Annotated in this window: 10 protein-coding genes and 1 pseudogene; 5 read left to right on the top strand and 6 right to left on the bottom strand. The window is 56.9% G+C overall.

Going from position 1 to position 11,840, the window contains the following annotated elements; translation table 11 throughout:
* Positions 1–609 precede the first annotated feature (609 nt).
* Positions 610–1,332, top strand: a complete 723-nt coding sequence (locus ACJA3S_RS15370) for a FadR/GntR family transcriptional regulator (protein ID WP_170030392.1) — start codon at positions 610–612, stop codon at positions 1,330–1,332.
* A gap of 48 nt (positions 1,333–1,380) precedes the next feature.
* On the opposite strand, the gene ACJA3S_RS15375 is transcribed toward ACJA3S_RS15370, so the two are convergent.
* Positions 1,381–2,043 (bottom strand): HD domain-containing protein, encoded by a 663-nt coding sequence (locus tag ACJA3S_RS15375; RefSeq protein WP_406819155.1) that lies wholly within the window; start codon positions 2,041–2,043, stop codon positions 1,381–1,383.
* A gap of 359 nt (positions 2,044–2,402) precedes the next feature.
* Between ACJA3S_RS15375 and ACJA3S_RS15380 the strand changes: the two genes are divergently transcribed.
* Both ACJA3S_RS15380 and ACJA3S_RS15385 read left to right on the top strand, forming a co-directional pair.
* Positions 2,403–2,645, top strand: coding sequence for a hypothetical protein (locus ACJA3S_RS15380; RefSeq protein ID WP_406819156.1), 243 nt, complete (start codon positions 2,403–2,405; stop codon positions 2,643–2,645).
* Between the two features lie 85 nt (positions 2,646–2,730).
* Entirely contained in the window at positions 2,731–2,994 is a 264-nt protein-coding gene (locus tag ACJA3S_RS15385; RefSeq protein ID WP_406819157.1) for a DUF3077 domain-containing protein, read from the top strand.
* Between the two features lie 97 nt (positions 2,995–3,091).
* Here ACJA3S_RS15385 and glsB read toward each other — a convergent pair whose 3' ends face one another.
* From glsB to tnpC, 5 genes and pseudogenes are all read right to left on the bottom strand, one after another.
* On the bottom strand, positions 3,092–4,000 hold the full coding sequence (gene glsB / locus ACJA3S_RS15390; RefSeq protein WP_170030396.1) for a glutaminase B: 909 nt from the start codon (positions 3,998–4,000) through the stop codon (positions 3,092–3,094).
* 214 nt (positions 4,001–4,214) lie between these two features.
* Positions 4,215–5,009: an NYN domain-containing protein gene (locus ACJA3S_RS15395; RefSeq protein WP_406822259.1), complete on the bottom strand. Its 795-nt coding sequence runs from the start codon at positions 5,007–5,009 to the stop codon at positions 4,215–4,217.
* A gap of 453 nt (positions 5,010–5,462) precedes the next feature.
* Positions 5,463–5,951 carry a hypothetical protein gene (locus tag ACJA3S_RS15400; RefSeq protein WP_406819158.1) on the bottom strand — a complete coding sequence of 163 codons (489 nt, stop codon included), beginning with the start codon at positions 5,949–5,951 and terminating at the stop codon, positions 5,463–5,465.
* A complete protein-coding gene (locus tag ACJA3S_RS15405) occupies positions 5,952–6,878 on the bottom strand; it encodes a hypothetical protein (protein ID WP_406819159.1) in 927 nt (308 codons plus the stop codon).
* 329 nt (positions 6,879–7,207) lie between these two features.
* Positions 7,208–7,857 (bottom strand): annotated as a pseudogene (gene tnpC, locus ACJA3S_RS15410) (IS66 family transposase); the annotation flags it as partial.
* A gap of 132 nt (positions 7,858–7,989) precedes the next feature.
* Between tnpC and ACJA3S_RS15415 the strand changes: the two are divergent.
* Both ACJA3S_RS15415 and ACJA3S_RS15420 read left to right on the top strand, forming a co-directional pair.
* Positions 7,990–10,587, top strand: a complete 2,598-nt coding sequence (locus ACJA3S_RS15415) for a type I restriction-modification system subunit M (RefSeq protein WP_406819160.1) — start codon at positions 7,990–7,992, stop codon at positions 10,585–10,587.
* Between the two features lies 1 nt (position 10,588).
* On the top strand, positions 10,589–11,839 hold the full coding sequence (locus tag ACJA3S_RS15420) for a restriction endonuclease subunit S (RefSeq protein WP_406819161.1): 1,251 nt from the start codon (positions 10,589–10,591) through the stop codon (positions 11,837–11,839).
* Position 11,840: the final 1 nt, after the last annotated feature.

Genomic DNA, 11,840 nt, shown 5'->3' on the forward strand with positions numbered 1-11,840 from the left:
CCGCGCCAGCTTCGAGGTGACGCTAAACCTGCGGGAGCGGCTTCAGCCGCGAACACCGGCGCAGCCGGTGCCATCCTCCGCGCCGCCTGCTTCGCGGGCATGCCCGCTCCCATAGGCACTGCGCTGGCTTCGAGTTAACGCTACACCTGTGGGAGCGGCCGTGGCCGCGAACACCGGCAAAGCCGGTGCCATCCTCCGCGCCGCCTGCTTCGCGGGCATGCCCGCTCCCACAGGTACTGCGCTGGCTTCGAGTTGACGCTACACCTGTGGGAGCGGCTTCAGCCGCGAACACCGGCAAAGCCGGTGCCATCCTCCGCGCCGCCTGCTTCGCGGGCATGCCCGCTCCCACAGGTACTGCGCTGGCTTCGAGTTGACGCTACACCTGTGGGAGCGGCCGTGGCCGCGAACACCGGCAAAGCCGGTGCCATCCTCCGCGCCGCCTGCTTCGCGGGCATGCCCGCTCCCACAGGTACTGCGCTGGCTTAACGTTAACGCTACACCTGTGGGAGCAGCTTCACCCGCGAACACCGGCGCAGCCGGTGCCATGCACCGCGTTGACGCGCTAATGCTATGATGCTGCCCCCGCCCGAAGGATCGCCTCCGCCGCACATGAACTACCGCCAGCCCACCACGCGCAAGAGCATGCACGCCACCCTGGTCCAGGACCTTGGCGTACAGATCGTATCCGGCCAACTCGCACCCGGGCAGAAGCTGCCCTCCGAGGCCAGCCTGTGCGAAACCTACGCGATCAGCCGGCCGGTATTCCGCGAGGCCATGCGCGCCCTCACCGCCAAGGGCCTGATCGAAGCCCGCCCGCGTACCGGCACCCTGGTCCGCCCCCGGCACGACTGGCACATGCTCGACCCGGATGTGCTGCACTGGCTGATGCAGGCCACGCCGCAGCAGGAATTCTTCAACATGCTGTCCAGCGTGCGCTGGGTCATCGAGCCCGCCGCCGCCGCGCTGGCCGCCACCAACGCCAGCGCCGAGGACGTCGCTTCGATCGCCGAGGCCTACCAGCGCATGGAAGCCGCACGCAACCATGAAGAGCGCCTGCAACCCGACCTGGACTTCCACGCCCGCATCGCCGACGCCACCCACAACGACCTGCTGGCCTACCTGTGCAACATGCTGTCGATGGCGCTGCGCGAGTCGGTGCGCTATTCCAACCAGCGGGCAAATTTCGACGAACTCGCCCTGCCCCGGCACAAGGCAATCCTCACCGCCATCCAGAACGGCGACGCGCTGGGCGCGCGGCATGCTTCACTGGTGCAACTGGAGGATGCCCGCGTAGCCCTGGCCAAGGTGCTGGGCCAGGACCCGGCTAGCTGAGGCGGCGCTTGAACGGGGGCGTATACGTTTAGCCAGGTTCCACTTGGGTCAGCGAACGCCGTTAGCCTCGACCTCCTCCATGAAATCCGCAAGATAGGCCACCAGCCGCGCATGGCGTTCGGCAGCCAGGCGCACCCCTTCGGCCGTCTTGAAGCCCGATGCCAGCTTGAGCAGCTTGGTATGAAAGTGCTCGATGGCGTAGGCCGTATCCTGATACCCCCGCCCCTGCGCAGCGGGATTCTCGAAATCGTACAGCGCCGAACCCATCCGCCCGGAAACATAGAAACAGCGGGCAATACCCACCGCACCGATGGCGTCCAGGCGATCACTGTCCTGCAGAATTTGGGCTTCGAGGCTCGCTGGCTCGAAACCTGCGGAATAGCTGTGCGTTTTGATCGCATGGCCCACCTGCTCGACACGCGACAACGGCCAGCCAAGCGCGGTGAGGATGGCGGTGGCCTTTTCGGCCGACAAGCTCGACGCCTGTTTACGCAAAGGTGAGTTCTTTTCGACCGGCACACAGTCATGCAGTACCGTCGCGGCCAGCAGTACTTCCAGGTCGCCGCCCTCTGCCCGCTGGATTCGCTGCGCGTTTACCCATACACGGTGGATGTGGGCCAGGTCGTGGGAGCCATCGTGGTGGTCTGGTGGGAGATGTTGCAGCAGTTGAGCGGCGAGGTGTTGGAAAGGGGCGAAAGCTTCGCTGGTCATCGCTGGTGCGTTCCATTTCGGTTGAATGCGCTGCAGCAAGCGCTACAAGCTGTGAAGGATAACGTGCGAAAAATCAGAAATAGGCACTTCCCTGTAGGCCGTTTCCCAAAGATACTCCCTGCGCCTGTTTTTCGTTGCGGTCATTTTTACAGCGTTCTAGTCTCGGTCCGTCGTTGCATATCAACGACCGGCTTTGACAGGCCGCGACGATACACAGTGCATACCCGTTCATGGCGGTTGTGCATGGGGCACGCTCGCGTGCGCCGGTTTCTGTGTTCGCCGGTCTGTCAACCCATGCACAGCTGCCACCTTTCCGTTTGACAGCGGGCTGGCGGTGGCCCCACCGAGAACACAGTGAGATGCTAAAAATCGTTCCAGATCCGCCTCATAACCTCCAATCCCTTGAAGACACTCTGATCCAGGCAACGGATTACGCATTGTGCGCGTCGACCGTCGTACACCAGGCAATGCTAATGCATCCCAAGTCACCGGCATTAATTCTCATGATGACCTCGATGCATGAGCTGGAGACGCTGCGCGCTCTGCTTGAGCAAGCGCTGATTCAGGTGCAGATGCCCTCTGAGCCACGAACCTTGCACTAAGGCTTAAACGATGTGTCGCCTGGGCTGCCTTATTGCCGGCGATAGGGCCAGCGCAGGCACTAGAGATTTTCAGGGAGATTGAACAGTGCCCACTGAAGAAACCAAATGCACCGTCGGCAAGACCACCTTCTACCAAGGTGCAAACCAGACCCATCCCCTCTTCCGCATCGAAGCCGGCATCCCCTGCCAGAGCGCCCGCGAACAGGCCTCGGAATTGATGGGCTACGCACGGGACCTGACGCTGGACGGCTTGATGGAAGACAAGCCACAGCTGATATGGGCTTCGCACTACCTGTGCGCGTTAGCCAAGGCGCTGATGGATGATGCCGAGCTGGGCATGATGCGCTGAACATCACTCACCGAATTGCCTTCAAGATCTGGAGCGAAACACACACTTGAAGGCAATTCGTAAGCCCTGCCACATGGCTAGTCAGCAATGCTGCTGATCAGAACACCGACCATCCGATCCGCGAACTCAACAGCTCAAGCGCCGCCATCCCGGCCAGAGAGTTGCCCGCAGCGTTCAGCTCTGGTGACCACACGCACACAGTGAATTGCCCCGGCACGATCGCCACGATGCCACCGCCCACTCCACTCTTGCCCGGCAACCCCACACGGTAGGCGAAATTGCCCGCCTCGTCATACAGCCCGCTGGTGGCCATGATCGAGTTCACCTGCTGGGTTTGGCGCGGGGTGAGAATCTGCGAGCCGCTGTGCTTGCAGAAACCATCGTTTGCCAAGAAACAGAACGCCCGGGCCAGGTCGAGGCAGTTCATCTGCAGGGCGCAGTAGCTGAAATAGCTGCGCAGCACCGTTTCGACCTCGTTATGGAAGTTGCCGAACGACTGCATCAGGTACGCCATGGCCGCGTTACGCGCGCGGAATTGGTACTCCGAATCGGCGACACGCGCATCGATCGTGATATGCGGGTTGCCCGACAGCCGCCGCACGAAATCGCGCATCGACAACGTAGGTGCAGCAAAGCGCGACTGGTTGATATCGCAGATCACCAACGCACCCGCGTTGATGAACGGATTGCGCGGGCGCCCGCGTTCGAACTCCAGCTGCACCAGCGAGTTGAACGGCTGGCCGGAGGGCTCATGGCCAAGCCGCTCCCAAATGGCCTCGCCCGAGTGGCCAATGGCCTGAACCAGGCTGAACACCTTGGAAATACTCTGCACCGAAAACGGCACTAGGGCGTCGCCTGCGCAGTGATAACTGCCATCGTTGCCGTAGACGGCGATGCCCAACTGGTTCGCCGGCACGTCGGCCAGCGCAGGGATGTAGTCAGCCACTTTGCCCTTGCCGATCAAGGGACGTACTTCTTCGAGAATCTCGTTCAACAGCGTTTGCATGGAGGGCCCTGTATCAATCCCCAGACGACGGCTTAGGGGTAGTGTTCTTGACGAAGGTTAAGCGGGAGAAATCACACATTCGACAAGAAATGGCCGAGACTACCATGGTGGGCTGCGGCCACGGGGCCAGCAGGATCAGCCTGGCCTGTGCCTACACATGGTACTGGGCAAGTCATCGGCGGATACAACGCAAACGGCTCGATGCAGGTCGCACCTAGCGGGCGGTTTTGTGGCGAACGTAAAGCGCACTCGCACCACCTGAAAGGTGCCGTGCCTGCAGCTCGAACGCATGTGGATGCCCCTTGATCAAATCGCTCAGCTTCTTGAAACCATGGGTGCGCGGATCGAACTCCGGTCGGAGCTTTGTTATGTTTGCGCCCAGCATCCCCAAGCTCGCCCAGCCCTCCTCGTCAGCAAGGTCGTCCAGAATCTTGTTGATGAAGCCAACCGGGACTTTCGGCTTTTTGCGAGCAACTACGTCTTTGTTCGACTTGCCGGCGCCGGAAGCGGCATCAGCGTCACCTGCCACTTGCTCGCAAACAGGCGGCAACACCTCCTCGCGCAACAGCTCGGTGTAGACAAACTTGTCGCAGGCGGCCACGAATGGCTTCGGCGTCTTCTCTTCACCAAACCCGTAAACGGTCAGGCCTTCCTCACGCAGGCGCGAAGCTAGGCGGGTGAAATCGCTGTCGCTCGAAACCAGGCAGAAGCCATCGAAACGTCGGGTGTAGAGCAGGTCCATCGCATCGATGATCAATGAGCTGTCGGTTGCGTTCTTGCCTTTTGTGTAGGCGAATTGCTGGATGGGTTGGATGGAGTAGTCGAGGAGGACCTTTTTCCAGCCACCTAGTTGAGGGCCGGTCCAGTCTCCATAGATACGCTTGACGCTGGCCACGCCGTATTTGGCAATTTCCTCGAACAAACCTTCAACGATGGCGGCTGGGGCGTTGTCGGCGTCGATCAGTACAGCGAGGTGTTTCTGTGAGTGGTGCGCGCTGTGAGTGGCCATGATCCGTCCTTGAAAAAAATCAACCATATCGTCAACGGTTCCAGAAATCTCCTCCTTTTCAATATTCAATCGGATCAGCTTGCGGGGCCTTCTGAGCCTGTATTACCTGGATCGGTCACCGGTACTCCATCCGGCAACTGAACACTGAGGAAAAAACGGCGGAAAAACAGCTACAGACCAACACGATTGCACCTCTAATTGATTTCCTCTCGTCAGACAGGGAGCGGACTTGCAGGGGCTACTCGCCTCTCGCTTTCTAGCAAGCCGGTGTTCCTGTACAGGTAAATCATAACATCACGGTGCAATCATATAGCTAGCAAAGCGATTATGCGATTTATCTCAAGCTACTGTGAGTTTCTCCGAACGTAGGCTAGCTGCCACGTGCACACGCTTTGCGATGGGCGAACAGGGCCCTGAGGCGGGGGTCTTCCTCACGTCCATCGGAGATGCCATTTAGTCCGGTTTTTTCTGATCGCGAATTACCTCATCATACCGATCAACTTGAAGCTGCATTAATCGATTGGGAAGCGTCAACGATATGATGAATGCCAGAGTCGCCAGCGTTAGATAGGTCCGCTCCACCCAGATCAGCGCGTCACTCAGGCTATCGTCCTTGCTATTACCCAAAAGATTTCCTGCAAAAACAAATCCCAAAACAATCAGATATAACATGAACAGCCATTTATAGCGAGTTATGCGACTGACAAAATTAGTTCGTTTCGCAGCAGTTTCACGCCAGACCCGTGCGTCAGCTTTCGGCTCCATGACCAACGTAAGTACCGTCATTAGGAAGCCGGCAAGAATCGCAAACACATCAGTAATCATCGACCTCGCATCGCTGCTCAGATGAACCAGCGGCTGCCCCTTCCATCCGCACCATAGACTTACAATCATGGCGCCAATAAAAAAAGCAACTCTGCGGTAGTCGATGTTGATTTTCATTTATTGCTCCAGAAGCTTTTGCTTCTTCAGCTGCGCATAATAAACTGCCATTGCATCCCAAATATTAACATAATTGAGAGAGCTACCGTCCTTTTCCGGACGTACTGTAGTGTGAAGTTTTACATCGCCCCCGGTAATAGGCGTATTTTCCCGGGTCATGATAGTAAAGCTATCCAAATCATAGCCGTCATCGTTCTCGATGATTTCTGAAGCTAGATCGACGACTGTTTCCTTCGACTCGTCCGTAGCGCGCGAGTTTCCTTCTAGGCCGATTTCAATCGACACTATGAGATCCTCTAGAGCCTTTTCCTCCGAACGTGTCGCATCCTTGGCAACGAGCGCAAGTAGCTCTTTTCCAACGGGCGCCAATGTCTGACCAAGCCAGCCTTCTTTTTTCTTGGGCAAACTGAGCTTATAGGCGCCTACATTCAACCGAACTGATTTCACCCCTTGCTCACTCAGCAATTTAAGTTTATCAACATTAGCAATCGGCGATAACTTAAAGCTATCTAATTCATAGCCATTCTTTTTCAGTAGCATGAAGATATACTGCCCTGCCCGAGAGGGAGTCAGCCCATGAGCGCAAAAAAGCACATTAGTTCCGGACACAAATAGGTAACATTCCCCTGACTTAAACTCTCGCCCAGCGGGGGGAATTGCACCCACCTCCTCGTCTTTTTTTGAAGCGGCTTTGGGTGTCAGAGTCGCAGTTTTTAACCCTGGAGAATACATGGCGAAATGATAGAGCCGCCCTTCGGGCAAGTCCTTGAAGCGCTGGATACGGACAATCTCATCCAGTATTGAAACCTCACTCTCTCCGATTGTTTTCAAATCGGAAATTTCAGCCAGGGCCTCACTGAAATCCAGCAATTCCCTAGACTCGGCCAAAGATCGGAAATAGTAAATCCGTTTATTAAGCTTCGCCATGATACCCTTGCTTGCGGCATGAACTTGACCGCTCTTTTTTATGAAATTGACAGTAATGGGCTAACAGCATGGACTAAGCCTTGCCACAGACACCAACGGCCAGATAGTAGCCCAATGCTAGCATGCATGCAAAGGAAGTTCGAACCGGCACGCCGATGTCTTGAATGGACAAGCTGAGGAGTACAAGCGTAAGGGCTGAAGTCTTCGACAAAATAAATAATCAGGACGACATCAAAGGTGGCCGCACCGGTGCCTCAGCATCACGTTATTGAGGTGGTTGGCTAGGTGCGGATGTGCTTGCAGGGTTTCTTGGGATTTCGTACAGAGCCTACCTTGCCGCTCCAGTTACCCAGGAAGTTGCGCGCATGTTCGCCGGCACGGCTTGGGCTGAAGTCGTACACTACGGCTTTGAGCGCCGAAAACGGCGTCGTGCTGTAAGCCCAGACATAGGCCCGGTGGGTTTTCTTCTCGCCCGGCGCGAGCATTTGCACCGGTATTTCATCAGCGTGAATCATGCCTTGGTTCAGCACGGCTTCACGCAGTGCATCGACCAGCGGCTGGAGCCGCACACCGGTTGTCCGACCCACTGGGCCAAGGTCGAGCGAGCGATTGACAGCCCGGCGCGGCCAAAGATTTCTCCTGCCGGTACAGCGGTAAGTGATCGGCAAACTTGGCCACCATGACGTGGGCGAGCAAGCCTGCGGTCGGGATACCTTCGATAACCTGCGCCGGCACCGGCGTCTGTATCAGTATTTCGCACTGACTGCAGGCCCATTTCCCACGCACATGTTGCTCCACAGTGAACAGGCCTGGCGTGTACTCCAGCTTCTCGCTGACGTCTTCGCCGATGAGCTGAAGTTGGCAGTCACAGGCGTACTGGGGTGTTTTCTGGTTCGTGTCGAATCACGGGGCGTGGAAACTGCGCCGGCAATGGCGCACGTCTCGGGGATTGCCGGGCTTCGGCTAGTGGTGCAGCTGGGCTTTTCGGGGATACCCTGTGGGTGCGATACTTCGGCGCATTATTGAAATCCCATCCTTTTGCTGGCTCACCCCTGCTTAAGGCAGAAAATTTCTTTCAATTTGCCTGATCCACTACCTAAAAGTACTCGCCGTGAACAAGCAACAGCTCGCAGCCAAGATCTGGGAATCTGCCAACCAGATGCGATCCAAGATCGAAGCAAACGAATATAAGGACTACATCCTTGGCTTCATCTTCTATAAGTACCTCTCCGACAAGCTGGTGGCCTTCGCCTCCGCCGAGGGTTTCACAGACGAAGACCTCAGTGCGGTAACTGAAGAGGACACGGAAACCGTTGACCACTTCAAGTCCAGCCTGGGCTACTTCATCGCCCACAAGCACCTGTTTTCGACGTGGCTCGAACAAGCCAGCGACTTCGATGTTGCTGAGGTTCGCGAAGCCCTGTCGGCCTTTGGTCGCCTGATCCACCCGAACCACAAGCGCCTGTTCGAGGGCATCTTCAAGACGCTAGAAACCGGACTGAGCAAGCTGGGCGACACCGCTGCGAAGCAGACCAAGGCGATCAGCGCACTCCTTGAGCTAATCAAAGACATTCCCATGGATGGCAAGCAGGGCTACGACGTGCTCGGTTTCATCTACGAGTATCTCATTGGCATGTTTGCAGCCAACGCGGGCAAGAAAGCAGGCGAGTTTTACACGCCGCACGAGGTGTCTGTGCTGATGTCCGAGGTCATCGCACACCACCTGAAAGACCGCGAGACCATTCAGATCTACGACTCCACCAGTGGCTCGGGCTCGCTGCTGCTCAACATCGGCCAGGCCATCGCAAAGCACATGGGCGACAAAGACAGCATCAAGTACTATGCCCAAGAACTGAAGGAGAATACCTATAACCTCACGCGTATGAACTTGGTCATGCGCGGCATCCTCCCGGGCAACATCGTCACGCGTAATGCCGACACGCTGGAAGACGACTGGCCGTATTTCGACGAGCAAGACCCGGTCAACAGCTACAATCCGCTGTACTTGGATGCCGTGGTCTCGAACCCGCCTTACTCACAGAAGTGGGACCCGCAGCACAAGGACGCTGACCCACGGTACGCCCGCTTCGGCGTGGCACCCAAGTCCAAGGCCGACTACGCCTTCTTGTTGCACGACCTGTATCACCTGAAGCCAAACGGCATCATGGCCATCGTCCTGCCGCACGGTGTGTTGTTCCGGGGCGGTGAGGAAGGCGTCATCCGCAAGCAGTTGATCGAGAACGATCACCTCGAAACTATCATCGGCTTGCCGTCCAACATCTTCTTCGGCACCGGTATCCCAACCGTCATCCTCGTGCTCAGGCAAAAGCGGGAAAGCAGCGATGTGCTGTTTGTGGACGCCTCCAAGGGCTTCGCCAAAGAGGGCAAGAACAACAAGCTGCGCGCTTGCGACATCAAGAAGATCACCGATGTAGTGATCGCCCGCGCCACCGTGCCCGGCTTCAGCCGTTTGGTGCCCAAGACCGAGCTGCAAAGCGAGGCCAACGACTACAACCTCAACATTCCGCGGTACGTGGACTCGTCCGGGCCGCCCGAGAGCTGGGATTTGTATGCTTCGATGTTCGGCGGCATCCCGCTGAGTGAACTGCATGCGCTCGCCGACTTCTGGAAGGCCTTCCCCAATTTGCGCGCGGCCTTGTTCACTTTGAATGGCACACCGTACGCCCAGCCGAAGACCGATGACCTGGCTGGGGCCGTGCGACAGCATCCTGAAGTAACGAAGTTCAACCAGGCTTTCACTCACGCGTTCGACGGCTTCAAGGCCTGGCTGCACAGCGAGCTGATCGGCAAGATGCTCAAGCTACAGGTCCCACGCCAAGAAGCGCTGATCTGTGAAGAGCTGTTCGCTCGCTTGGCCAAGGTCGCCACAGTGCCGCTCATCGACAAGTACCAGGCCTACCAGGTCCTCGATGACCACTGGCAGACTATTGCTGTGGATCTTGAAATCCTGCAGACCGAGGGCTTTGGTGCTACGCGGGTGGTCGACCCGAATTATGTTTTCAAGAAGAAGGACGGGAAGGACGTGGAGGTGCAGGACGGCTGGAAAGGCCGCATCTTGCCCTTTAACCTCGTGCAGTTGGCACACCACAAGAAGGAGCTGGACGCACTCCGCAAGAAGGAGTCCGAACTGACCGAGGTGGTCGCTCAGCTGGAAGAACTACTTGAAAGCTTCAGCGACGAAGAGAAGGCCAAGGACACCTTTAATGAAGCCGGCGACAAGTTTGTCGCGGCCGCCGTAACCAAGGAGGCCAAGGAGTTGACGGCCGAGAATCAGGCCTCCGCGGCTTTCGGCTCCGAGTCCTACGAGGCCAAGATCATCCAAGCAGCCAAAGTGCTGGCCGAAGAAAAGTCGCTAAAAGCGGCCATCAAGAAGGATTCCGCAGCGCTGCACCTGAAGACCAAAGCCACGATTGAGGCGCTCAGCGACGAGCAGGTGTACGCCCTGCTCGAAAGCAGCTGGCTCACGCCACTGGTGGACGAGCTGCATCGCTTGCCTGGCAAGGTGACATCCAGCCTCATCGCCAGGCTGGAAGCCTTGGTAGAGAAGTACCGGATCACCTATGCCGACAATGCCCACGACATTAAGCAAGCAGAGAATGCCCTGGTGAGCATGCTGGGAGAACTGGATGGCGGCGAGTTTGACCTCAAGGGCATTGAGGAGCTGAAGACCTTGTTGGCAGGGAACTGAAATGGCGGATCAGATTGCAGGAATGGTGCCGCGTATTCGGTTCAAGGCGTACAGCGAACCGTGGGCGGAAGAGAAAATTGGCGACGTCCTCGCCGAGAAGCGTCGCCCTATCGTGCTGGAGGACGTTCAGCGTTACGAGCTCATCACGGTCAAGCGTCGCAACGAAGGCGTCGTTTCTCGCGGCCACCTGTTAGGACGCAACATCCTCGTGAAGAACTACGCCCAGCTCAAGGCGGGCGACTTCGTCATTTCCAAGCGTCAGGTGGTCCATGGGGCAACCGGCATCGTGCCGCCGGCCTTGGATGGTGCCATCGTGTCGAATGAGTATCTGGCCGCCGTAGACAATGAGAAGCTCCTCTCGGAGTTTCTCGCGATCGTGGCGAGCTTACCCGCAATGCGCAGGAAGTTCTTTCTGAGCTCCTACGGCGTGGACATCGAAAAGCTGTTCTTCGATGCGGATGACTGGAAGAAACGGAGTGTGATACTCCCCGATGTTCAGGAGCAGAGTCGTATCGGTCAGTTTTTCCAAAAGCTGGATCAGCTAATTGCGCTTCATCATCGCAAGCACGGGAGGCTATTGGCGCTGAAAGCGGCAATGCTTCAGAGGATGTTTCCTAAACCTGGCGCGGTAGCTCCTGATGTTAGGTTAAGTGGTTTTTCCGGGGCCTGGACTAAATGCAAGCTTGCGGACATCTCGGAAATTAAGACAGGCCCATTCGGAAGTGCGCTTCACGCGAGCGACTATGTGCCCGATGGAAGTCCAATAATTACTACCGAGCACTTCAAGAACTGGAGTCTGCCGAAAGACAAAAGAGGAATCCCACAGGTATCGGAGAGTGACTATAAAAGATTGAGCAGCTATTCGCTCAGAAGCGGAGACCTCGTATTCTCGCGCGTAGGCTCGGTTGATATAAATGCTCGCGTTCTGGCTACGCAAGCAGGCTGGCTATTTTCTGGTCGAGTGCTTCGAGTTCGACTTCAATCGGCCATAGATAGTGAATACATGCACTACGAACTCTCTACTGATCGAACGAGAAGAGATGTGGTCGCAAGGTCTGTTGGCCAAACAATGCCGTCCATAAATACGAAAATACTTGGAGAGACAGAGGTTCTAATTCCACCTTACTTCGAAGAGCAAAATAAGATTGGCGCCATCTTCCGAAAAATGGATGAGCTGGTCGAGAAACACGCCACTCAGTTTGAGAAGCTCCGGCAAATCAAATTGGCTTTTCTAGAAGAGATGTTCCCCTGAG

Origin of the sequence: Pseudomonas sp. KnCO4 (assembly GCF_045344305.1) — a bacterium.
GTDB classification, from domain to species: Bacteria; Pseudomonadota; Gammaproteobacteria; order Pseudomonadales; family Pseudomonadaceae; genus Aquipseudomonas; species Aquipseudomonas anuradhapurensis.